22 protein-coding genes are annotated in these 23,312 nt (G+C 71.8%); 17 read left to right on the forward strand and 5 right to left on the reverse strand.

Going from position 1 to position 23,312, the window contains the following annotated elements; translation table 11 throughout:
* Positions 1-176 precede the first annotated feature (176 nt).
* Together BT98_RS23185 and BT98_RS0104065 are read left to right on the forward strand one after the other, a co-directional pair.
* Complete coding sequence (locus BT98_RS23185) at positions 177-1,826, forward strand: lysine--tRNA ligase (RefSeq protein ID WP_019460699.1); 1,650 nt, start codon at positions 177-179, stop codon at positions 1,824-1,826.
* Positions 1,823-3,778 carry a lysylphosphatidylglycerol synthase domain-containing protein gene (locus tag BT98_RS0104065; protein WP_019460700.1) on the forward strand — a complete coding sequence of 652 codons (1,956 nt, stop codon included), beginning with the start codon at positions 1,823-1,825 and terminating at the stop codon, positions 3,776-3,778. Before BT98_RS23185 ends, BT98_RS0104065 begins: the two co-directional genes overlap by 4 nt.
* 84 nt (positions 3,779-3,862) lie before the next feature.
* On the opposite strand, the gene BT98_RS0104070 is transcribed toward BT98_RS0104065, so the two are convergent.
* The gene (locus BT98_RS0104070; protein WP_019460701.1) at positions 3,863-4,510 is read right to left on the reverse strand and encodes a S24 family peptidase; all 648 of its coding nucleotides are present in this window, start codon (positions 4,508-4,510) and stop codon (positions 3,863-3,865) included.
* A gap of 125 nt (positions 4,511-4,635) precedes the next feature.
* On the opposite strand from BT98_RS0104070, the gene BT98_RS0104075 reads away from it, so the two are divergent.
* The 15 genes from BT98_RS0104075 to BT98_RS0104145 all read left to right on the forward strand — a co-directional run bounded on the left by BT98_RS0104075 (position 4,636) and on the right by BT98_RS0104145 (position 18,938).
* On the forward strand, positions 4,636-5,076 hold the full coding sequence (locus tag BT98_RS0104075) for a hypothetical protein (protein WP_019460702.1): 441 nt from the start codon (positions 4,636-4,638) through the stop codon (positions 5,074-5,076).
* A gap of 672 nt (positions 5,077-5,748) precedes the next feature.
* A complete protein-coding gene (locus BT98_RS0104080) occupies positions 5,749-5,988 on the forward strand; it encodes a hypothetical protein (protein ID WP_019460703.1) in 240 nt (79 codons plus the stop codon).
* Positions 5,989-5,992: 4 nt separating this feature from the next.
* Positions 5,993-7,495, forward strand: coding sequence for a portal protein (locus BT98_RS23190; protein ID WP_019460704.1), 1,503 nt, complete (start codon positions 5,993-5,995; stop codon positions 7,493-7,495).
* A gap of 8 nt (positions 7,496-7,503) precedes the next feature.
* Entirely contained in the window at positions 7,504-8,280 is a 777-nt protein-coding gene (locus BT98_RS0104090) for a capsid assembly protein (protein ID WP_019460705.1), read from the forward strand.
* 391 nt (positions 8,281-8,671) lie between these two features.
* Positions 8,672-9,502: a phage capsid protein gene (locus BT98_RS0104095; protein ID WP_027297156.1), complete on the forward strand. Its 831-nt coding sequence runs from the start codon at positions 8,672-8,674 to the stop codon at positions 9,500-9,502.
* Between the two features lie 345 nt (positions 9,503-9,847).
* Positions 9,848-10,417 carry a hypothetical protein gene (locus BT98_RS0104100; RefSeq protein ID WP_019461470.1) on the forward strand — a complete coding sequence of 190 codons (570 nt, stop codon included), beginning with the start codon at positions 9,848-9,850 and terminating at the stop codon, positions 10,415-10,417.
* Between the two features lie 3 nt (positions 10,418-10,420).
* Positions 10,421-12,298, forward strand: a complete 1,878-nt coding sequence (locus BT98_RS0104105; protein ID WP_019461471.1) for a hypothetical protein — start codon at positions 10,421-10,423, stop codon at positions 12,296-12,298.
* Positions 12,298-12,738 (forward strand): hypothetical protein, encoded by a 441-nt coding sequence (locus tag BT98_RS0104110; RefSeq protein WP_019461472.1) that lies wholly within the window; start codon positions 12,298-12,300, stop codon positions 12,736-12,738. Before BT98_RS0104105 ends, BT98_RS0104110 begins: the two co-directional genes overlap by 1 nt.
* A 32-nt stretch (positions 12,739-12,770) precedes the next feature.
* A complete protein-coding gene (locus BT98_RS0104115) occupies positions 12,771-15,122 on the forward strand; it encodes a glycosyl hydrolase family 28-related protein (protein WP_019461473.1) in 2,352 nt (783 codons plus the stop codon).
* Between the two features lie 22 nt (positions 15,123-15,144).
* Positions 15,145-15,459, forward strand: coding sequence for a hypothetical protein (locus tag BT98_RS0104120; protein ID WP_019461474.1), 315 nt, complete (start codon positions 15,145-15,147; stop codon positions 15,457-15,459).
* Positions 15,422-16,909 carry a phage terminase large subunit gene (gene terL / locus BT98_RS0104125; protein ID WP_019461475.1) on the forward strand — a complete coding sequence of 496 codons (1,488 nt, stop codon included), beginning with the start codon at positions 15,422-15,424 and terminating at the stop codon, positions 16,907-16,909. Before BT98_RS0104120 ends, terL begins: the two co-directional genes overlap by 38 nt.
* 292 nt (positions 16,910-17,201) lie before the next feature.
* The gene (locus tag BT98_RS0104130) at positions 17,202-17,618 is read left to right on the forward strand and encodes a hypothetical protein (RefSeq protein WP_019461476.1); all 417 of its coding nucleotides are present in this window, start codon (positions 17,202-17,204) and stop codon (positions 17,616-17,618) included.
* 144 nt (positions 17,619-17,762) lie between these two features.
* The gene (locus BT98_RS0104135; protein ID WP_019461477.1) at positions 17,763-17,990 is read left to right on the forward strand and encodes a hypothetical protein; all 228 of its coding nucleotides are present in this window, start codon (positions 17,763-17,765) and stop codon (positions 17,988-17,990) included.
* Positions 17,991-18,058: 68 nt separating this feature from the next.
* Entirely contained in the window at positions 18,059-18,556 is a 498-nt protein-coding gene (locus BT98_RS23195) for a cell wall hydrolase (RefSeq protein WP_019461478.1), read from the forward strand.
* Positions 18,557-18,563: 7 nt separating this feature from the next.
* Positions 18,564-18,938 carry a DUF952 domain-containing protein gene (locus BT98_RS0104145; protein ID WP_314209554.1) on the forward strand — a complete coding sequence of 125 codons (375 nt, stop codon included), beginning with the start codon at positions 18,564-18,566 and terminating at the stop codon, positions 18,936-18,938.
* 60 nt (positions 18,939-18,998) lie between these two features.
* Here the strand turns inward: BT98_RS0104145 and BT98_RS23200 are convergent, their stop codons facing one another.
* The 4 genes from BT98_RS23200 to BT98_RS0104165 all read right to left on the reverse strand — a co-directional run bounded on the left by BT98_RS23200 (position 18,999) and on the right by BT98_RS0104165 (position 23,264).
* A complete protein-coding gene (locus BT98_RS23200; RefSeq protein WP_019461480.1) occupies positions 18,999-19,886 on the reverse strand; it encodes an alpha/beta hydrolase in 888 nt (295 codons plus the stop codon).
* Between the two features lie 81 nt (positions 19,887-19,967).
* Positions 19,968-20,309 carry a hypothetical protein gene (locus BT98_RS0104155; protein WP_126281840.1) on the reverse strand — a complete coding sequence of 114 codons (342 nt, stop codon included), beginning with the start codon at positions 20,307-20,309 and terminating at the stop codon, positions 19,968-19,970.
* Between the two features lie 67 nt (positions 20,310-20,376).
* Positions 20,377-21,009 carry a redoxin domain-containing protein gene (locus tag BT98_RS0104160; RefSeq protein WP_019461482.1) on the reverse strand — a complete coding sequence of 211 codons (633 nt, stop codon included), beginning with the start codon at positions 21,007-21,009 and terminating at the stop codon, positions 20,377-20,379.
* Entirely contained in the window at positions 21,006-23,264 is a 2,259-nt protein-coding gene (locus BT98_RS0104165) for a protein-disulfide reductase DsbD family protein (RefSeq protein WP_019461483.1), read from the reverse strand. Before BT98_RS0104165 ends, BT98_RS0104160 begins: the two co-directional genes overlap by 4 nt.
* Between the last annotated feature and the right edge of the window lie 48 nt (positions 23,265-23,312).

Here is a 23,312-nt window from a genome sequence, read left to right on the forward strand (position 1 = left end):
TTTCCGGCGGCCTGCCGGTCCAGGCAGGCCGCCGCTGCGGCGGAGTTCATGGGCGGGACACTAGGCGGAGCGGGCCTTGACGCCTAAACCCGGGGTAACCTTCGTGGGGGGCCGAGCTCCAGGCTGTCCCTGGGGGCTTCCTTTGACCGTTCCTTCGCCGGTATCAGCGTCCCGCCATGTCACACAGCTCCGACCCCAACCTCCGCGGCACCCGCGCCTGGCCCTTCGAGGAGGCGGCGAAGGTCGCCGACCGCCTGGCGGCCTCCGGCAAAGGCTCGGCGCTGTTCGAGACAGGCTACGGCCCCTCGGGCCTGCCGCATATCGGGACCTTCGGCGAGGTGGCGCGCACCACCTGGGTGCGGCGCGCCTTCGAGGCGATGACCGGCCTGCCGTCCCGCCTGCTCGCCTTCAGCGACGACATGGACGGGCTGCGCAAGGTGCCGGACAACGTGCCGAACGGGGAGATGCTGCGGCAGTATCTCGGCCGGCCGCTGACCCGGATTCCCGATCCCTTCGGCACGCATGACAGTTTCGGGGCGCACAACAACGCCCGGCTGCGCACCTTTCTCGACAGCTTCGGCTTCGAGTACGAATTCGCGTCCTCCACCGACTACTACACCTCCGGCCGCTTCGACGCCGCGCTGATCCGCATGGCGGAGGAGCACGAGGCGGTGCTCCGGGTGATCCTGCCGACACTGGGGCCGGACCGGCGGGCGACCTATTCGCCCTTCCTGCCGATCCATCCGGAGACCGGCGTGGTGATGCAGGTGCCGATGGAGGAGGTCCGCCCCGCCGACCGGACCCTGGTCTGGCGCGACCCGGAGACGGGAGAGCGGTTCGAGACGCTGCTCACGGGGGGCCATTGCAAGGCGCAGTGGAAGGCCGACTGGGCGCTGCGCTGGTACGCACTGGGCGTGGACTACGAGATGTCGGGCAAGGACCTGATCGACAGTGTGAAGCTGTCCTCCCAGATCTGCCGCGTCCTGGGCGCCGAGCCGCCGGTGGGCTTCACCTATGAGCTGTTCCTCGATGCCGGGGGGCAGAAGATCAGCAAGTCCAAGGGCAACGGGCTGACCATCGAGGAATGGCTGGAATACGGGCCGCCGGAATCCCTGTCGCTCTTCATGTACAACTCGCCGAAGAGCGCCAAGCGACTGCATTTCGACGTGATCCCGCGCGCCACGGATGATTATCTGGCGCATCTGGACAAGCTGCGCGCGAATGCGGACCCGGCGAACCCGGCCTGGCATGTCCAAGGCGGCAAGGTGCCGAACATGGGAGGGAGCCCGATCCCCTTCTCCATGCTGCTGAACCTCGCCGTGGTGGCGAATGCCGAGACACCGGAGATGCTCTGGGGCTTCGTGCGCCGCTACCAGCCCGAGGCGACGCCGGAAAGCGAGCCCATGCTGGCGCGGCTGGTGGAGCATGCGCTGGCCTATTACCGGGACTTCGTGAAGCCCGCCAAGCGCTACCGCGCGGCCACGCCGGGCGAGCGCGAGGCGCTGGAGGTGCTGGCGGAGCTGCTGCGCGAGAACCGGGCGCGGCTGGAGGCCATCCCGGCCGCCGAGCGCGGTGCGGCGATCCAGGATCTCGTCTATGATGCCGGGCGGCGCGAGCCCTTCCTGCAGACGGGCAAGGACGGGCGGCCGGGCGTGTCGATCGCCTGGTTCGAGGCGCTTTACCAAGTGCTGCTGGGGCAGCAGAAGGGGCCGCGCTTCGGCGGCTTCGTGGCGCTCTACGGCATTCCGGAGACCATCGCGCTGATCGGGGAGGCGCTGTCGCGGCCCGCCCCGGACACCGCCGAAGGGGAGAAGGCAGGGGCGTGAAGATCCCGGCGGTCGTCAGGAAGCACGGGGCGACGGCTTTCGGCCTCGTCCTGCTCGTCGCGGCGGTCTATGTCGTGCAGCGGGAATTCCGGGACCTGAAGGTCTCGGACGTGCTCACCGCGCTGGAGGCGACCTCTGGCCACAGGCTGTGGCTGGCACTGGGCTGGACGCTGCTCGCCTTCGCGGTGCTGACCATCTACGACCGGCTCGGCAGCGTCTATGCGGGCAAGCCGATCTCCTACAGCCGGACGGCGCTGGCCGCTTTCTGCGCCTATACGCTGGCGCACAACATCGGCTTCGCGGCGGTGTCGGGGGCGGCGGTGCGCTACCGCTTCTATGCCGCCTGGGGTCTCACCTCGGCGGAGATCGCGCGGGTGATCGCCTTCACCAGCCTGACTTTCGGGCTGGGCGGCTTCGCGCTCGGCGGCCTCGTGCTGATGACGCACCCCGAGGTGTTGCCCTGGGTGGGCGACGGGGAGCTGATCCCGAGTTGGGCGGCGCAGTTCGTGGCGGTGCTGATGTGGCTGATCGTCGGCGCCTATGTCGTGCTGGCGCGCTTCGTGCCGCATTTCCATATCTTCGGGCACAAGGTGGACCTGCCGGGGCTGAAGCTCGCGCTGGCGCAGGTGGCGCTGGCCAGCGTCGATGTCGCGGTGACCGCGATGATCTTCTACGTGCTGCTGCCAGCGCCGATGCCAGGGGCGCCGCCCCTCACCTTCCTGATGTTCATGGGCATCTACGTTGCCGGCTACACCGCCGGGCTGGCGGCGAGCGTGCCGGGGGGGCTCGGCGTCTTCGACGGCTTCATGCTGCTGAGCCTGAGCCCCTGGATGTCGGCGCCGGAGGCACTGAGCGCGCTGCTGCTGTTCCGGCTGTACTACTACATCGTGCCGCTCTTCGTGGCCGGGGTGCTGTTTCTGGGCTTCGAACTGGCGCAGCGGCGTGCCAAGGGCCTGCCGCGCATCCAGGTGGAGGCGAGGATCGCCGACTCCCTGGAGGCGCCGGCACTCGCCATGCTGACCGGGCTGTGCGGCCTGCTGCTGCTCTTCGTGGGCGCCCTGCCGGTGCATGCGGGCAACGAGGCGATCGCGCACTGGCTGGGCGAGTGGGTGGCACTGGCCAACCAGTTCGCCGCCTCGGTGGTGGGGACGCTGCTGATCGCGGTGTCCTGGGGCCTGCTGCGGCGGCTGCGGCTGGCCTGCTATGCCGGGCTGTTCCTGTTGCTGAACGGCGTTGCGATCCTGTTCGTGCGCAACGACCCATGGCCGGTGATCGGGGCGGTGCTGCTGGTCTTCGTGCTGCTCGCCGCCATGAACCGCAGCTTCTACCGCGACGCGCGGCTGACCGGGGAGCCGCTCAAGGGCAGCCGCATCCTGTCGCTGGTCGCGGGCATCGTCTGCGGCCTGGCCCTGGCGACCGTGGCCTACCGGGAGCCGGTCGGCACCTCCTCCTGGTGGGAGGTGGTGCTCTCGGCCTCCATGCCTTCGCCGCTGCGCTTCGCCGTGGGCGTGTCCGCCGCGCTGATGCTCTATGCGGTGTTCCGGCTGCTGCGCCCGGCGCGGGCGCGGCCCGCCGATTACGACATGGCGAGCCAGCAGAAGCTGCGCTCGCTGGGGGCGAGGCTACCGCGCCAGGGGGCGCAGCAGGAGCTGGGGGCGGTCTTCGCCGAGGGTGGCAAGGCGGGCTTCGCCTTTCGCCGCTATCCCGACCTCTGGCTGGGGCTGGGCGACCCGCAGGGCGAGGAGAAGGCGCGGGTCGCGGCGGTCTGGCGGTTCCGGGACCTTTGCGACGCGGCGGGCGTGGAGCCGGCTTTCGCCGATATCGGGCCCGGGATGCAGCGGACCTACGAGGATGCCGGGCTGACCGTCGTTCCCATGCCGGATGGCCGCAGCATCGCCTGCATCGCCGACCGCGATCCGGAGCGCGTCATCGCGCTGGCCGAGACCGTCTGATCCGGCCCGGGGGCACCCGGGACGCAGTGCCCGGCAGACCGGCGCACCGCCGCATCCGGCGATGCGGGGGCCATGCCGGCCCTGCTACTGGCTGGCCCAGACGATGCGGTGCATCCAGGTGATCTCGGCCAGATCGAAGCTGTAGTTCGGATGCGCCGGGTTCAGGCTGGCCAGTTCGATCTTCCGGGCGGATTGCCGGAGGAGTTCCTTGGCCATGACCTCCCCGCCCCGGGTGCGGACCACCACACGGTCGCCGCGCCGGATCGGGGCGGCGGGCGAGACGATGATGGTGTCGCCGTCGCGGAACACGGGCTCCATGGAATCGCCCGAGATCTCCAGCGCATAGGCATTGGGATCGGGGATCTCCGGCACGCTGATCTCGTCCCATCCGGCACCGGAGGGGAAGCCGCCATCGTCGAAGTAGCCGGCGCTGCCGGCCTGGGCGAGGCCGATCAGCGGGATGCGCCGCACCGGCCGCACGGCGGCGGAGCGGAAGTTCATCGGCGTGCCGCTCACTAGGCTGGCGAAGGCATCCAGGCTGGTGCCGGTGGCCTCCAGCACCTTGGCGACGCTTTCCGTCGATGGCCATCGCGCGCGGCCGTCCGGCCCGGTGCGCTTGGAGGGGTTGAAGGCGGTGGGGTCGAGCCCCGCCTTGCGCGCCAGACCCGAGGCCGACAGGCCATTCTCGGCCGCCAGCGCATCGATGGCGCGCCAGATGTCGTAGTGCTGCATGAGGCGATTATCCTAGGCAGGGATTCTGGTGGCAATAGGAAATATCTCTTAAGGAAACGTTGACTGCTCCCGTCATGAGGGTAATATTCACATTTAGTTCAACCATAAGGCGAGGACAGCCCCCGATGACCACCGCCGTTTCCGATAGCCGCATTCCGCCCAGGCGCTTCTCGGTCCCGAAGACCGAGCCCTTCCGCCATGCCGAGGAGGCCTGGTTCTGGACCATGTCGGCGCTGATCGCCCGCCGCGACGGCGCGCGCATCGTGGCCGGGCGCGGGCAGGTGCAGCGCCCCTGCGAGCCGGACGACGTGGTGAAGTGCCTGGACAGGCTCTATCGCCAGCGGCGGATCGACTTGGCGCATGCGAGGATCCTCCGGATCTGGGGGGAACGGGGGCAGGCGCCGGACCCGCGTTCCGCGCGCGAGAAGCACGACCATCGCCTGTGGCGGGAAGCCCTGGAGCGGCTGGAATGGCCGCTGCGGGTCAAGGGCATCGTGGCGGGCGAGGCGGGCTCCCCGGGGGGCGGTGGCGAGGTGGTGCATCTGGACGAGCTTTCCCGGTCCTGACGCATATGCGGGCCGAACCCTGCGGAACAGGTCCGCGGCAACCTCCGGGAGAAGCCACGGGGGACAGCCCTGGCGGGCCTGGCGGGCCTCCGGGGGCCGTGCCACGGCGGCTCTCGCATCGCCGGGCCGGTGGGGAACAGGAGCTCTGGCTGGGCTTTGGCGGCCGGGCGGACCAGGCCTGGCTGCGCCTGCTGCGGCCCGGTTTCCGGCACTGCTTCGCGGCGCTGCGCGACGGGGCCGGGTGGACGGTGATTGATCCGCTGTCGGGCCGGCTGCTGGTGACGCGGCTGGAAGTCGGCGGGAATTTCGACCTGCCGGGATTCTGGCGGCGCGCAGGATGCCATGTCCTGGGTCCCTTCGCACCTTCCGATCCGGCTCCCGGCCTGCCATGGTTTTCACCCCTTTCCTGCGTTTCGCTTTGCAGGGCCCTGTTGGGACCGCACGCGCCTTTCGCGCTGACCCCTTATAGACTCTACCTCAGGTTGCAGAAAAATCTTCATGCTGATGGGAAAATATTCTTGACTTCGGGACCCTGCCGCATGTAAACACCACGTCATCAACGGGCGAGCTGCGCCCGAAGGAATTTTTTCCCTGACCCAGGCTCAAAGGCCCGCGCCGGACTCCGGCGCGGGCCTTTCGTTTTGGCGGGATCTTTCAGGAGAGCGCGAACGCATGGGTGGCCTCTTCAGCGTGCCGAAGCCGGTGGTGGTCGCCACCCCCGTCCTTCCACAACAGGCCGCGGCCGATGCCTCGGCGGGCGCCGCCAACGCCGCCACCACCGAGGCGCGGCAGGACGGCGCCGAGCGCCGCCGGCGCGGGCTGGCGGGCACCATCGCCACTTCGGAGCGGGGCGTGCTGTCCCCCCTGCCCGCGCTGCCGGCGGCGGCGCGCAAGACGCTGCTGGGGGAGTGAGGGGATGAAGCCCGAGGAGATCCTCCAGCGCCATGCCCGTGCCCTGGAGGCGCGACGCCCCTGGGAAGGGGTTTGGCGCGAATGCTACGAGCATGTGCTGGCCACGGTGCCGGGCACGGGCGGCCCGGCCCTGTTCGACGGCACCGCGGCGGATGCGGTGGAGCAGCTGGCGGCCTCTCTCCTGGCGGAGCTGACGCCGCCCTGGTCGCGCTGGTTCGGCCTGGCCCCGGGCCGGGCGCTGACAGGGCAGGACGGACTCGCCGCCGAGGCCCAGGCCGCGGCGGAAGCGCTGGAGCAGGCCGCCGACACACTGCAGGGGCATCTGGACCGCTCCTCCTTCGCGCTGGAGATGCACCAGGCCTTTCTCGACCTGGTGGTGGCCGGGACTGGCGTGCTGCTGGTGGAGGAGGCCGCGCCCGGCGAGGCCTCGGCGCTACGCTTCCAGGCGGTGCCGCTGCGCGAATGCGTGCTGGAGGAAGGCCCATCCGGCCGGCTGGAGACGGTCTATCGCGCCGCGCGGCTGGACCGGGCGGCGGTCGCCGCGCGCTGGCCGGGCGCGGACCTGCCGCCCGCCGGGGCCGGGGAGCCGGACGGCCGGCTGCGGGTGGTCGAGGCGGTCTGGCCGGACGGCACGGGCTACGGCTTCGCCGCGGTGCTGGACGGGGTGGACGGGCAGGCGCGGATGCTGGCGCGGGGACGCTTCGCCCGGAGCCCCTTCATCGCCTTCCGCTGGATGAAGGCGCCGGGCGAGAGCTATGGCCGCGGGCCGGTGATGCGGGCGCTGCCGGACATCCGCACCGCCAACAAGGTGGTGGAGCTGGTGCTGAAGAACGCCTCGATCGCCGCCACCGGCATCTGGCAGGCGGATGACGACGGAGTGCTGAACCCGGCGACGGTGCGGCTGGTGCCGGGGGCGATCATCCCCAAGGCGCCCGGTTCCTCCGGCCTGACGCCGCTGGCCGCGCCGGGGAATTTCGACGTGTCGCAGCTGGTGCTCTCGGACATGCGGGGACGCATCCGCTCAGCGCTGCTGGCGGACCGCTTGGGGCCGCCGCAGGACGCGCGGATGACGGCCACCGAGGTGCTGGAGCGATCGGCCCAGGCGGCGCGGCTGCTGGGCGCCACCTACGGACGCCTGCAGGCGGAGCTGCTAACGCCTCTGATCGCCCGCTGCCTGTCCATCCTGCGGCGGCGCGGCGAGGTGCCGCCGATCCTGCTGGACGGGCACGAGGCGAGCCTGAGCTATCAGTCCCCGCTGGCGCGGCTCCAGGGCCGTTCGGATGCGGCGAACATGCTGCTCTTCCTGCAGGCCGTCGCGGCGCTGGGGCCGGAGGCGACGGCCCAGGTGGATCGCCCCGCCGCCGCCCGTCACCTGGCGAAGATCCTCGCAGCGCCGGCCGGGATCCTGAACGCCGCGACGGCGCCGTCGCCGTCGCCACTGCCGTCGCATCCGGGTTCCGACCCGGGTGCCGCCCTCGGCCCCGTCAGGGCCGCCATCGAGGAGTGACCACACGCATGACCGACAGCCTGCTGGATGCGGCCCTGGCGCCGGGCGGGGATGCCGACACGCCGGATGCGGCGGCGGTTCCCGGGGGGGCGCCCGGAAGCGCCGCCCGGCCGCCCGAGGTGCCCGAGAAGTTCTGGGATGCGGAGTCCGGGCGGGTCCGTCTGGACAGCCTGCTGAAATCCTATCGCGAGCTGGAGCGGAAGCTGTCGCAGCGGCTGGCACGCCCGGGCCCGGAGGCACCGGAGGACGAACACCGGCGCTTTGCCCGGCTGCTGGGCGCGCCGGAAGCGCCCGACGGCTACCGGATCGCCGAGCGGCACGCGTTGTGCTGCTCCGACCCGGAGGTGAACACGCGGCTCCACTCGGCGGGCTTCACCCAGGACCAGGCGCAGCTCGTCTATGACCTGGCGGCGGAGAAGCTGCTGCCGGTGATCGCGGAGGCGGCGGCGCAGTACGAGGCGCAGCGTCAGCTCGACCGGCTGCGCGAGGAGTTCGGCGGAGAGGAACGTTTCGCGCAGCTCTCGCGCCAGATCTCTGCCTGGGGCCGCGCGAACCTGCCGGCCGACGTCTTCGAGGCGCTTTCCACCACGGCGGAGGGGGTGAAGGCCCTGCACGCCATGATGCGGAAGGGGGAACCGGCCATGGCCCGTGCCGCCGAGGCACCGGAGGGGATGGACGAGGCCGGGCTGCGCCGGATGATGCGCGACCCGCGCTACTGGCGCTCCCGCGAGCCGGAGTTCGTGCGCCGCGTCACGGAGGGCTTCCGGCGCCTCACGGGCGGTTGATGCACGCAGATACTGACAGGAGGCCAACCGGCGTGGTGGAGTCGCGTTAGCCGGTTGACCCACTGCGGCGGGGTCGGTCCTGGTCCTTCCTCCACTTCCCCCCTCGGGAAGGCCGGAAACCCCGCTGCGCCGGAACCATCCCCTCCCCCCAATGGGATGGCCCGGCACCACAGGGGCGGGTGACGCCACTATCCCCCTCGGCGCCACCCGCCCCTGTCCTCTTTCCGACCCTTTCCGGCAGGCCCAACCCGGCCCGCGTCGCGCCCCAGGAACAACCCTGGGCCCGAAGCGGCGCCGGGCGCCTGCCGTTCATGCCGCGAGACCCGGCCCCCAGCAGGGGGGAACCGGGCTTTTGGCGTTTCCTCTCAACCTTCCCGCACGGAGAAGATGCGTGGGTCAGATCGATGCCGCTTTCGTGAAGCAGTTCGAGGCCGAGGTGCACGAGGCCTACCAGCGCCAGGGCAGCAAGCTGCGCCCGACCGTGCGCTCCAAGACCGGGGTGCGCGGTGCCTCCACGGTCTTCCCCCGCGTCGGCAAGGGCACGGCCGCGGCCAAGTCCCGCGCTGGCCAAGTGCCGCTGATGAACCTCGACCATGCGACGGTCGAGTGCTTCCTGCAGGACTACTATGCCGGCGAGTGGATCGACCGGCTGGACGAGGTCAAGCTTTCCTTCGACGAGCAGACGGTGGTGGCCCATGCCGGCGCCTATGCGCTGGGCCGCAAGACGGACGAGCTGATCATCGCCGCCCTGGACACCGCGGCGCAGACCGCCTCGGGCACCGGGACGGGGCTGACGGACGCGGACGGGTTGACCCTCGCCAAGGTGCTGCGCGCCTTCGAGATGCTGGGCGCGGCGGATGTGCCCGATGACGGCCAGCGCTATGCCGTGGTCGGCTGGAAGCAGTGGTCGCAGCTGCTGCAGATCGAGGAATTCGCCAGCTCCAGCTACATCGGCGAGGCCGACCTGCCGTGGAAGGGCACCCAGGCCAAGAAGTGGCTGGGCGCGACCTGGCTGCCGCATTCCGGCCTGACGCTGGATGGGGCGGTGCGGAACTGCTTCTTCTACCACCGCACCGCAGTGGGCCATGCGGTGGCGCAGGAGGTCACCACCGACATCACCTGGCATGGCGACCGCGCGGCGCATTTCGTCAACAACATGATGAGCCAGGGCGCCGTGCTGATCGACCCGACCGGCGTGGTGCGGATGCGCGCGGCGGAGTGAGGGCCGCGATCCCGGCCGGCTCCTGCTCCAGCCGGCCCGGGACGCGGCGCGGGGCGGGCTGAGGCCCGCCACAGGGCGCAGCGGCCACCGCCGGACAGGGCAAGGGACGGCTTCCGGCCTCCCTTCCCCCCGGGGGGCCGCCGCGCATCGTGCCGGGGGGCGGCTTCCGGCCATCCTCCGGCGTGGTGACGCACGAACCCCGGGAACCACCTGCGGTTGCGCCAGATCCCTCACGGATCAGCGATTCGTGATCAAATGGACGACGGAATGTTCCGCCGATCGCGCCCCGGAGTGGCTCCGTCCGGCCCATCCCACCCCACCCTCCCCTTCTCAGGATTTCTGTCGATGGCGCTTTCCGCCCTCGTTCTCTGCTCGCGCGCCCTGCTCCGCATCGGGGCACAGCCGATTGCTTCCTTCGGGGAAGGTACGGCCGAGGCAGAGGTCGCCGCCAGCCTCTATCCGGCGGCGCGCGACGCGCTGCTCGCGGCACACCCCTGGTCCTTCGCCACCGGGCAGATGGTGCTGCCCCGTCTGCTGGACGTGCCGGTGGCGGACATGGCTTACGCCTTCCAGTTGCCGCCGCGCTGCCTGCGCGTGCTTTCCGCCGGCAGCGGCCGGCGCGGGCGCGGGCTGGAATACCGGCTGATGGAGCGCCGCCTGCACGCCGACGCGCCGAGCGTGACGCTGACCTATATCTTCAGGCCGGAGGAGGCGCTTTTCCCGCCGCATTTCGCCCAGGCGCTGGTGTCGCGCCTGGCGGCGGAATTCTGCATCCCGCTGACGGAAAGCACCTCCCGCGCCGAGCTGCTGCAGCGCCTGGCCGGGAGCGACTTCCGCGATGCCCGGCTGGCCGACAGCCAGCAGGCGACGCCGCGGGCGATCGAGGACTTCCCCCTGATCAGCGTGCGGGGCTGAGCCATGCCGGACAGCCGACGCGCCAAGACATCCTTCACCGCGGGCGAACTCGCGCCCGAGATGCTGGGGCGCGGCGACACGCGGGCCTTCGACAACGGGGCCCGCATGCTCCGCAACCTGATCCTGCAACCGACCGGCGGGGTGACCCGCCGGCCAGGTCTGCGCCATGTGGCCATGCTGCCCGGCGCGGCGCGGCTGGTGGGCTTCGAGTTCAACACGGAGCAGACCTACCTGCTGGTCTTCCTGGACGGACGGATGCTGGTCTTCCTGGGGGACGAGCAGGTGGCTTCCGCCAGCGGTCCCTGGACCGCCGCCATGCTGCCGCAGCTCGCCTGGACGCAAAGCGCGGACACGCTGCTGCTGCTGCATCCCGAGATGGTGACGCAGCGCATCACCCGCACCAGCCACACCGAATGGACGGTGGCGGAGTTCAACTTCACCTGGATGCCCTATCACCGCTTCGCGCCGGAGGCGGTGACGCTGCAGGCGAGCGCGTTGGAAGGACAGGTGACCGTCGCCGCCAGCGCGGCGCTCTTCGTGGCGGCGCATCTTGGCAAGCAGCTCCGCATCGCCGGCAGGCGCCTGCGCATCCGGTCGGTGACGGATGCGCGGCACGTGGTGGCGGATGTCGAGGACCGGCTCACCACCACCGATGCCACAGCGGACTGGGACGAATCCGCCTTCGGCGCCCATGGCTGGCCGGTTTCCGCCTGCTTCCATCAGGACCGGCTGGTGCTGGGCGGGTCGCGCGACCTGCCGAACCGGCTCTGGATGTCGCAGTCCGGGGATCTCGGGAATTTCGACCTGGGCAGCGGGCTGGATGACGAGGCGATCGAGTTCGGCCTGCTTTCCGACCAGGTGAACGCGATTCGCGCCGTCTTCCCGGGACGGCACCTGCAGGTCTTCACCTCGGGCGGCGAGTGGATGGTGACGGGCGCGCCCCTCACCCCGGCCTCGATCCAGATCCTGCGGCAGACACGGGTGGGCTCCGTCACCGGGCGGATGATCCCGCCGATCGACGTGGATGGCAGCACGCTCTTCGCCGGGCGCTCCGGCACGGCGATCTACGAGTTCGCCTACACCACCGTGGAGGATGCCTATCAGGCCGGGGACCTGGCGCTGACCGCGCACCACCTGGTCCAGGACCCGCTGGACACCGCCTATGACCAGCGGCGGCGGCTGTTCCATGTGGTGATGGGCGACGGCAGCCTGGCGACGCTGACGCTGTACCGCGCCGAGGAGATCACCGCCTGGACCCGGCAGGAGACCGACGGCGCCTTCCGCGCCGTGGCCGAGCTCGAGGGCGCGGTCTGGTTCGCGGTGGAGCGCGGCGGCACGCTGCGGCTGGAGCGCTTCGACGACGCGCTCTGTACCGATGCGGCGCTGACCGGCGCGAGCGACACGGTGCGAACCGCCTGGCACGGGCTGGAGCATCTGGAAGGCCGCGACGTCAGCGTGGTCGCCTCCGGTGCACCGGCCGGGCGCTTCACGGTGCTGCGCGGCGCCGTCACCCTGCCGGAAGCAACCGGCACCGTGGAGATGGGCCTGCCCTTCACGCACCGGCTGGTGCCGATGCCGGTGGAGGCGCTGAACGCGCCCGGCATCGCCGGCGCGCCGCAGCGGCTGGTGAGCGTCACCTTCCGCCTGCTGGAAAGCAAGGCGCTGGCGGTGGATCTCGGGCGCGGCGCGCAGCCGGTGCCGCTGCGGCGACTGGACACGGCACTGCTGGACGCGCCGCCGCCCGCCTTCACCGGCGACGTCACGCTGCGCGCCCTGGGCTGGCGCAAGGACGCGCTGCGGCCGCTCTGGCGCATCGAGTCCGACGAGCCACTGCCCTTCACCCTGCTTTCCGTCACGACCAACACGAGGACCACCGACTGATGTCGCAGCTCGCACCCGTGGCGGGGCTGGTGGGAACCGGCCTCTCGATCTACTCCACCGTCCATCAGGCGCAGGCGCAGAGCGCCCAGGTCAAGACGCAGAACCGGCAGATCCAGCAACAGGCGGCGGCACAGTCGCAGCTCGCCGCCGCGCAGCAGCAGCAGGACACGCGGGCGCGGCAGGACCAGCTCGCCGGCACCCTGGCCTCCATCCGTGCCCGCAGCGCCGCCTCCGGCCTCGATCCGAACGACGGCTCGGCGGCGGCTGTGGCCGCGGGGCTGCAGAAGGACTCGGCGCAGGACATCGCCGAGGACGACGCGGTCCGCAACGCGCGCCTCGCCGCCGGGCGGCGCAGCCTGCTGAACAACGACGGCTCGCTGACGACCTGGCTGCGCGCGGGCTCCAGCTTCGCCGGCGCGGCGAAGAGCCTGCTCGGCTGAACCCCGGGCCCCCATTCCTTCAGGAGAGCATCATGGCCGAGCATATCCGCATCGGCGACGTCGCGCCGCGCGTGCACTACATGGCCGCCGCGGGCCAGAACGTCTTCGTCTATCCCTTCCCCATCTTCGACATCTCCGATCTGGAAGTGCGGATCGACGGGCTGCTGGTCCCCTCGGGCTATGTGGTGGACGGGGCCGATGGCAGTTCCGGCGGCACCGTCACCTTCGCCACGCCGCCCGGCGAGGGCGCGCAGGTGCTGCTGCGCCGGCGCCTGACCATTGCGCGCGTCACCGACTTCCAGCCGAATGGCCTGCTGCGCGCCTATACGCTGGATGACGAGCTGGACCGCCAGACAGCCGCCTTGCAGGAGGTTTCCGGGGATGTCGCCAACGCCATCCGCCTCGACCCCGGCGAGGCGGCGGCCCGGCTGCATCTGCCGCTGAAGACTGCCCGCGCCAACCGCGTGCTGGGCTTCGACGCGGTGGGCGACCTCGCGATCTTCTCGCGCGAGGACGCGACGCTTTCCGCCCCCTTCCCTGGCGGCATCCCGCGCTCGGTGGAGGACAAGCTGGCGGAGCGGCTTTCCGCGCGGGATTTCGGGGCGACGGGCGACGGCGTGACCGATGACGGCGCGGCCCTGCAGGCGGCGATGAACGCGGCGGCGATGGGCGGCAAGCAGCTGGTGATCGGCGAGGGCAGCTTCCGCACCACCATCCCGCTGGTGCTGCCGGGCGGCTCGCCGGGCCTGACCATGCGCGGCGCCATCCTCTATGACGGCCCCGCCGGGCAGGTGGCGCTCACTCTGGGCGACGGCGCCGGGGCACGCAACCGGAGCAAGGTCTATCGCGGGCTGCGCGTGCTGCGCGCCAGCATCGCCGACTGGAGCGACGAGGCCGATATCGGCCTCCTGCTGCGCAACCTCGACGCCTCGCTGGTGGAGATCCAGCAGGTCGAGGGCTTCACCATCGGCGCGCGCACGAGCGGCGAGGCCACCGGCTTCGAGGACAGCACGCTGAACCTGGGCCGCTTCGTGAACAACCGCATCGGCCTCGACATCCATACCGGCAGCGCCGCCGGCTGGAACAACAGCATCCGCTACCTGGGCGGCCACTTCGCCAATGCCAGCGGCACCCACACCACGCTGGACCGCTACGGCATCCGCTTCTCCTGCGAGCCGGGAGCCTATAACCGCCACAACGCGCATCTCTTCATCGGCCCGGCCTTCGAGCTGCAGCGCCAGGGCACCCCCGGCACGGTGAGCGCCATCCCCTTCCTCATCCAGGCGGGCGACGAGCGCGGCATCCTGGCGCGCGGCGTGCGGATGGAAGCGTGCAGCCCCTTTGTCGCGCGCCATGCGGGCGGGGCGAACGACTGCGTCTACGAGGTCTGCTACACGGGCACCTACGGCTTCGCCGGCGCGGCGGTGGATTATACGGGCACGGCCACCCGGGCCGGCGGCACGGCGATCCCGCTGCACCAGGCCGCGGCGGCGCACGAGACGCCCCGCCTCGTGGCGGCGGCGGAGAATGTGCGGCAGCGCGCCTTCCGCCAGACGGTGGACACGGATGGCGGCACCGGCTTCGAACAGATGGCGGTGCTGTCGGGCAACCCGAACAACGCGGCGCAGACCCTGACGGGCCTGGCCTTCGCGGGGCTCGGCAGCTTCACGCTGAACGCCGACAGCGTCGGCCTGCCGACCAGCCGCGCGCTGGCCTTCGTGGTGGATTGCAGCGACTGCAAGGAATTCTTCATCGCCGCCGAGGGCACGGCGCTGCGCCCGGTGGTGATGCAGTTCGACGCCGGCGAGAACGTTCTGCTGGACACGGCACCCGTGCTGTTCTCCAACATGAACGCCGTCTGGTCCGGCAGCACGGGCAGCGTCTCGCGCTTCTGGGAAGGCAACGTCAATCTCGACAGCCCCGTCTCCGGGCTGCTGCTCAACCGGCTGCAACGGGTGACGCTGAACGCGGCCGCGAAATACGCCGCCATCGGCGTGCGCGGGGGCGACGAGACGGCGGTGCTGAAGGCGCTGCGCCTCTACTGCCCGCCGCTCCACGCGCCGACGCTGATCTATGGCGGCAGCCGCAAATGGGGCACGCGGGAATACACGGTCACGGATACGGGGTGGACGGTGCCCTCGCTGGCCGCCGGCGCCACCACGGCACGCGATGTGACACTGCCAGGCGTACGGCAGGGCGATTTCGTGCAGGCAAGCTTTGCCAAGTCCTCCGGCTTCCAGACCGGCGGCGTGGTCTTCCTGTCAGGTGCCGGCGGCACGGCTAGCATCAACCAGGTACGGGTGACGGCGCAGAACATCAGCGGCGGTACCATCGAGGTCGGTGCCGGCACGCTCTACCTTCGCGCCGTCAAGCCACGGGTATGAGCATGCCGGGCCGGACATCGCCATGAGCAGCGACGGCATCCTCCCGCCGGAGGAACTCCACGCGGCGATCCGCCGCGTGGTCGCGGATTACGGTGCCTTCGTTGCGCGCGAGCCCATGCCGGGCGCGCACGAGGACCCGAAGGGCTTCGCCGCGCACCATGCCGCCGCGAAGACCGCCCTCGCCCATCTGGAGCATCTGCTGAAGCTGGCCCGCGCCAGCCTCGCCACGGCATCGGCGGGGGAGGACGTCCAGACCCTGCTCACCCAGGCCCGCGCCGAGATCGCGGCGGAAGGAGAGGATGACGACGGCCAAGACACGGGCGACGAGAGCGCCTGAACCACCCGGACATGCCCCCGGGCCGGACTTCCTGGAATTCGCCTGGGTCTGGAACGCCCGGCTCGGCCAGGCCACGCCGGGCATCCACCGCCGCATCGCGCGCTGGTTCGACGCGCGGCGCAGGGATGGCGACGGGCGGCTGCTGCTGATGGCCTTCCGCGGCTGCGGCAAGTCCACGCTGGTCGGGCTCTGGTGCGCCTGGACCCTGCTGCGCGACCCGCAGGCGCGCATCCTGGTCCTGGCGGCGGATGCGGCATTGGCCACGCGCATGGTGGCCAATGTCCGCCGTATCCTGACGCGGCACCCGCTCTGCGCGCATCTGCTGCCGGACGGCCCGGGCGAATGGGCCGCCGACCGCTTCACCGTGCGGCGCGAGGGCGCGCTGCGCGATCCCTCGATGCTGGCGGCGGGCATCCTGGGCAACATCACCGGCTCCCGCGCCGACGTGATCGTCTGCGACGATGTCGAGGTCGCCGGCAACTGCGACACGCCCACCCGGCGTGCCGAGCTGCGGGAACGGCTCGCGGAGACGGAGTTCGTGCTGACCCCCGGCGGCACGATCCTCTATGTCGGCACGCCGCATTGCGCGGAAACGCTCTACCTTCCTCCGGGTGATGAGCGCGCCTTCCTGCGCGGCTACCACCGCCTGCGCCTGCCGCTGCTGGACGCGGCAGGCCGCTCCGCCTGGCCGGAACGCTTCGGCATGGCGGCCGTGGCGGCGCTGCGCGAACGCGTCGGGCCGCTGCACTTCGCGCGCCAGATGATGCTGGAAGCCACCGAGGACGCGGCGGCGCGGCTCGACCCCGCGCTGCTGGTCCGCTACGGCGAGGAGACGGTCTATGCCGAGAGCGGCGGGCGCCCCGTCCTGTCGCTGCTCGGCCGCCGCCTCGTCTCCGGCGGCGGCTACTGGGACCCCGCCTATGGCCGCCCCGGCAGCGGCGATGCCAGCGTGCTCGCCGCGCTCTACGCCGATGCGGAGGGCAACCAGTACCTGCACCGCCTGGCCTATCTGACGCACGAGCCCGGCGCGCAGCCCGATCCCGCCACGCAGCAATGCGCCCGCGTCGCCGCCCTGGCGCGGGATCTCCTGCTGCCCGTGGTGCGGGTGGAGACCAACGGCATTGGCCGCTTCCTGCCCGCCCTGCTGCGGCGGGAGATGGCCCGTGCCGGCGCCGCCTGCACGGTGGTGGAGCAGTCGAATTCCCGCCCCAAGCGGGAACGCATCCTGGGTGCCCTGGACCCGGCCCTGGCCGCCCGCCGGCTGCACGCGCATGACAGCGTCTTCCGCACCGGCTTCCCGGCGGAGATGGCGGGCTGGAGGCCCGAGCTGGCGAACCAGCGCGACGATGCGCTGGATGCCGTGGCCGGCTGCCTGCTGGCCGAGCCGGTGCGGATGCCGGGCCAGGCCGCCGTGCCGCGTGGGCGTGGCTGGCACGGAAATTCCGCTTGACGATAGGAATAATTTCTTTTTAACCTCGCCGCATCAACGCCATTCCTGCGTCTCGCGCGCCTCACCTGCTCCGGGGTGTCCGCGACCGCACGTTCCGGCGGCTCGCACCGCACTTCCGCCCCTTACTTCCCCCGGCGCGATCCTGGACCGGCCCCCCCCCTGGGTGGTCGGCCTCGCCCGCGCGCCCTCTCCCAGCCCGAAAGGACCCCCATGGCCCGATCATGGACAGACGCCGCGTGCCCGCCGCGCGGCCCGGCCCGCACGCGTCCTGCACCTCGCCGCCAGAACCGCCATGCCGGCTGAGCCCCTCTTCCGCCATCTCGGGCGCCTGCTGCGGCGCGAACCCTGGTGGGCCGAGTTCTGGGCCGGCGCCGGCTGCCTGGTCTGGACGCTCTGGACCTTTCTGGCGGCGGTGGAGCCCGGTGCCCGCCCCACCTTCCGCCTGGCCACCTCCCTGCCGCTCCCCTTGGCCGACGAGCGCTTCTGGCAGGCCAGCGGCGCCGTGCTGGGGCTGATCCAGGTGGCCTCGCTGCTGGCCGACCACCGCCGCGCCCGCCGGGGCGCGAGCTTCCTCGGGAGCTGGTGGTGGACCACCCTGTTCCTGGCCCTGCTCCTCGCCGATCCCGGCGCCCCCGCCATGGCCCTCTATGCCGTGATGGCGGCGATCAACCTCGTCTCCCTGGTTCGCCTGCGGCCGGAGACGCCCTGAGCATGTCCGACCAGTCGAGCCCCTGGTGGGTCGTGCTGGCCTCCGGCGCCATCTCCGCCATCGGCCTCTGGCTGAACGCGCGGCGCCTGGCTGACCACGCGCCTGACCAGCGAGGAGCGCCAGGCGCAGGAGCGTGCCCAGGTCATGGCCTCGCTCGATGCGCGGCAGAGCGCCTGGATCGCCCGGCAGGAGCAGGAGCTGGAGAAGATGCGCCTGCGCCTGGAGGCGCTGCAGGCGGATTGCGACCGGGCGCACGAACTCGCCCGCGCCTGGCACGCCCGGGCCCATGCGCTGCGCCACCAGCTCGATGCCGCGCTGCCCGGCCGCGAATCGCGGCCTTCCCTGCCCGGTCTTGAGGAAATCGAAACCTGATGCGGGTGGAATTTACCCGTTTCGTTCCCGGACCGCCCTTCCCCATGAACCTTCCCGGAAAAGCCGCGATGCCCTCCACCGACAGTTCTTCCGCCGACAGCCGCGCGCATGATGCCGCGATCCTCGCCCTGACCCTCTATGCCGAGGCCGGCGACCGCCCGCTCCGCGCCATCGAGGCGCTGGCGGCGCTGGTGATGAACCGCCACCGCTCCGGCCAGGGCCACTGGGGCCAGGGCATCACCGGCATCTGCCGCGCGCCCTTCCAGTTCCCCTGCTGGAACACCCGCCACCCGCACCATGCGCGTCTGCGGGCCGCCGCGCCGGGCGGCGCGGCCGCGCATTCGGCCCAGATGGAGCTCTGCCACCGTGTCGCGCTGCGCGCCCTGGCAGGCGCCCTGCCCGACCCGACCGGCGGCGCCACGCATATGCATGCGGATGACAGCCAGCCCTCCTGGTCGATCGGCCGCACCCCGGTGGCGGAGATCGGCGGCCTGCTTTTCTACCGTCCCGAACCCGCCGAGGCGCGTGTCCGGCCGCGCGGCCCCGCCCTGGCCCTCGCCGTCTGACACGGCGGTGCTACAACTCCCCGCCATGGAGCAGACCATCTACACCCTCGTCCGTGGCGAGGACTGGCGCGACGCCGAGGCGGCGGGCGCCTATCACGGTTCCGCCGACGACCGGCGCGACGGCTTCCTGCATTTCTCCGCCGCGGCGCAGCTGCGGCAGAGCGCCGCGAAGCACCGCGCCGGGGAGGCCGATCTCTGGATGGTCGCGGTCTCCGTCCCGGCGCTCGGCGATGCGCTGCGCTGGGAACCGGCCGCCGGGGGGTCCCGCCCCGGCCTTTTCCCGCATCTCTACGGCCCGCTGCCGCTCTCCGCGGTGCGCGCCACGGCGCATATCCCGCTCGACCCGGACGGGCGGCACATCTTCCCCGAAGAAATCCCCTGAGACCGCCGCCCTGGACCGTGGCGGCGGGCACCGGCCCCGCCACCACGGCACCCGCTCGTCTCAGGGTGCCGGGATCACCGGCCGGGAGGCGAAGGAGAAGACGTAGCGCATCGCGTCGCCGATCGTGCTTTCCCAGACCGGCCAGACATGCGCGCCATCGACGATGCGGAGCTGCGCCGGCTGTCCCGCGCGGCGCAACCGGTCGTAGAGCCGCGTCGCCTCGCCCTCGATGAAGAAGTCGTCGTCGTCGCCGGAGTTGATGTACATCGGCACGGCGATCTTCTTCTCCAGGAAGCCGTCCCACAGCACCGGCCAGTTCAGCGACTTCCACACCGCCGGATCGTACTGCTCCGCGCCGAAGACGCCCACGCGGCGGGCCGAGGAATTCTCCGGCGGCTCCGGATCGTAGATCGCGGGCGACAGCAACGCCGCCGCCGCGAACATCTCCGGATGCAGCATGACGAAGCGCAGCGTGCCGAAGCCGCCCATCGACAGCCCGCCGATCAGCCGCCCCTCGCGCGTATCGAGCACGCGGAAGCTCTTCTCCGCATCCGGGATCAGGTCGCGGAAGAAAGCGCTCTCCATCTTCTCCTTGCGGTCCACGTACCAGGTGGTCCCGGCATCGGGCAGGATGATGACGGCGGGCGGGATCTCGCCCGCGCGGATCAGCCGGTCCGCCGCCGCCTGAAGGTTGCCCTTCACCGGCCACTCGTTCAGCGAGCCGCCATTGCCGTGCAACAGATACAGCACGGGATAGCGCAGCGTGCCGCCGTCATAGCCATCCGGCAGATAGACGTTGTAGCGCCAGGCCCGGCCAAGCTGCTCGGAGCGGAACTCCCGCGTCACGATGCTTCCGGCCCAGGCCGATGGCGCGAGCAGGAGCAGCATCGCAAAAAGCAGAAAGGCGCGCAGCCCGCGCCCGGGCGGTCTCCGGTGATGGTCCGGCATGTTCGTTTCCTCCACCGGAGTCCCTTCTCCGGCGCGCGAAGGGAACCATGCGGGTCCATCCCTGTGAAGCGGCGCGGCGGCTCATCGCCGCTGCGGCCAGCCCTCCGGTTCCGGCAGGGTGATCTGCGGGAAGAGCGGCATCCCGGCGGCGGGCGGCGCGGTCTCCGCCGGAACCTCGGCGCAGGACGGGCGCAGCACCCCGCAATCCCAGCGATACCCGTCCGGCCGCCCGGCGATGCTGCCGCCGCGCTCGAAGCGGCAAAGGCATTGCCGCCCGCCCAGGCAGGCTGCCACGCCGTCGCGGGGCGCGTTGCACACGGGCATCGGCGGCGCATGGGCGGGAAAGGCATCGCCCGGCACGCCCTGCGCCCCCGCGAAGGTCATGCAGAGCGGAAGCGCGAGCATCGCGAGCAGCGGAGCCATCGGCGGGATCGGTCGCATCGCCGCAGGATGCGCCCCATCCTCCTGCCGGAAGGTTAAGCGCCCGGCCTCAGATCGGCGCGTATTTCACCGCGCAGCCATAGGGCGGCGTGGAGGCCCGTTCCACCGGCCGGCCTGCCAGCGCCGTCCGCAGCGCATCGCGGAAGAAGGGCTGCGCGCGCTCGATATCCTCCTGCCGGGTGGAGCGGATGGAGTCGATCCCGCCCATGTAGAGCAGCGTCCCGTCCGTCCCGATCAGGAACATCTGCGGCGTGGTGGTGGCGCCATAGGCCCGCGCCGCCTGGCTGCGGTGGTCCAGCAGCACCGCCGTCGGCGCCGCCTCGCGCTGGACGGTCAGGGTCTTCGCCTGCCGCCCGGTGACATGCCCCTGCTCTCCCTCCGGAGAGGACGCGACCGAGAACCACACCACCCCCTGCTGCGTGGCCTCCCGCTGCAAGGCCTGCATGTTGCCGCTGCCGTAATGCTTCCGGACATAGGGGCATTCGTGGTTGGTCCATTCCAGCACCACGAGCTTGCCACGCTGCTCCGCCAGCCTGCGCACCGCGCCATCCTGGTCCGGCAGGCTGAATTCGGGCGCCGGGGCCCCGATCACCGGCGCGGCCAGCGCCCATCGCGGCAGGCAGGTCGAAACGACGGCGGTGGTGCCGGCCAGAACCTTCCGGCGCGTCGGCGGCTTGCTCACGTGGTTCCCCTTCTCCCTTTTTCCGTCCCGGCCACGCCATGCAGCGTGTCGTCCAGGGCCCTCAGCACGATCCCTTCGGTCAGGATCTGCGGCAGCACGGCGGGCTCACCCCCTCCCGCCGGGTACAGCAGATACAGCGGCACTCCGTCCCGCCCATGGGCCCGCAGCAGGGCGGTGATGGCCGGGTCGCCCCGCGTCCAGTCGCCTTCCAGCACCGTGACGCCACGGCGGGAAAAGGCATCCTGCACGGAAGGCTGGTCCAGCGCCACACGCTCGTTCACCTTGCAGGTGATGCACCAGGCGGCCGTCAGGTTGACGAAGACCGGCCTGCCATCCGCCCGCAGCGCGGCCAGCCGCGCCTCGGACCAGGCCTCGCCACCGGCTTCGGCCATCCTTGGCGGCGCCGCCGTGTCCAGCCGCGTCAGCCCGGCCAGCCCCGCCAGGATCGCCAGCGCCGCCAGCCCGCGGCTGGCCCGTTGCAGCAGCCCCTCGGGCGAGCGCTGCGCCTGTCCCCAGGCCCAGGCGGCCAGCCCCACCAGCACCGCGCCGCCCAGCACCAGAAGCACCCCGTCCGGCCCGCTCTGCTGCGCCAGCACCCAGGCCAGCCAGGCCGCCGCGCCGTACATCGGGAAGGCCAGGAACTGCCGCAGCCGCTCCATCCAGGGCCCCGGGCGCGGCAGGCGCTCCGCCAGCCCCGGGAACAGCGCCAGCAGCGCATAGGGCAGCGCCATGCCGACCCCGAGCGCGGCGAAGACCGCCAGCGCCGCCGGGGCCGGCAGCAGCAGCGCCGCCCCCAGCGCCGCCGCCATGAAGGGCGCGGTGCAGGGCGTGGCCACCAGCACCGCCAGCACGCCGGTCAGGAAGCTGCCCGAATGCCCGCCCCGCGCCGCCAGCCCGCCCCCGGCCGAGACCGGCCCGCCAAAGGCGAAGACGCCGGACAGGTTCAGCCCGACCAGCAGCATCAGCCAGGCCATCACCGCCACGAAGACCGGCTGCGTGAACTGGAAGCCCCAGCCCGCCACGCCCCCCGCCGCCCGCAGCGCCAGCAGCCCGCCGCCGAGCACCAGGAAGGACAGCACCACCCCGGCACAATAGCTCGCGGCATGGACCCGCACCCGCCGCCGCGCCTCGCCCGACAGTCGGGCCAGCCCGATGGCCTTCATCGCCAGGATGGGGAAGACGCAGGGCATCAGGTTCAGCAGCAGCCCGCCCAACGCCGCCCAAAGCATGGCCCAGGGAGCCGTCTGCAACGGGCCGATGCCGGGAACGGCGGCCCGGGGCGTGGCGCCGCCCGCCGCCGGCGCCGCGGCACCCACCGGCACGCCCTCCGCCGCCACGGGAACCGGGCCGATCGCCGCCGACACCGTATAGGCGGCGCGCGTCCCGGCCGCGTCGGTGATGGCGACGACGCCTTCCAGCCGCTCCTTCGGCGCATCGCCCTGGCCCCGCGACAGGCCCAGCACCAGCCCCCCGTCGCGCAGGCTCAGCGGCTGCGGCGCCGCATTGTCCACCGCGCCCCACTCCGCCGGAAAGAAGAAGGCCTGCTTCACCGCACCGGGCCCCAGTTCGGCCCCGTCCAGCGCGATGGCGCCGCGCGGCCCGTCGAAGCCCGCCCGCGCCGCCCAGGGCGAGGGCCTGGGCAGCGCCGCCTCGGCCTCGGCGAAGGCCGCCGACAGCACGGCATCCGGCCGCGGCTTCGCCTCCACCGGCAGGTCCAGGCGGAAGCTCCCTTCCTCCGGGATGCAGACCTTCTCGCAGACCAGCCAGTTGCCGCTGCCCTGCACGGTGAAGACCTGCCCCGGCGCCAGGTCGCCCGGCACCGTCACGGTCAGCGGGAAATCCGCCCGCCCCTCATAGCCGAAATTCACCAGCGGCCCGAAGGGAATGCGCTCCGGCGCCGGGAACCGGAGCGGCCCGGCCGAGGCCCCTGCGGGCAGGTCCAGCGCCAGTTCCGGCGGCTGCCCCGCATCGCCCGGATTGGTCCAGTAGGTGTGCCAGCCCGGCGCCAGTCTCTGCCGCAGCATCAGCCGGAAGCTCTGCCCCGGCGCCACCGCCGCCATCTCGCTGGCCAGCACCACGGTCGCGCGCGGCGAGGCGACGGGTGCGGATTCGGCGGCCTGCGCGCCGTTCCAGCCAATGCCCGGCGCGACCAGAGGCGGGATCAAAGGGGCGGCCACGAGGATCGCGGCGGCCAGGGCCAGCCTCGCCGGCCCCCCTCCCGCCGGAATCCCCGGAAAGCCAACCACCTGTGCCATACGCCTCACTAAACGCGACAACATGAACGCCTTGCAATCCTCGGCATG

The organism is Roseomonas mucosa ATCC BAA-692 (assembly GCF_000622225.1).
In the GTDB taxonomy this organism is placed as follows: Bacteria; Pseudomonadota; Alphaproteobacteria; order Acetobacterales; family Acetobacteraceae; genus Roseomonas; species Roseomonas mucosa.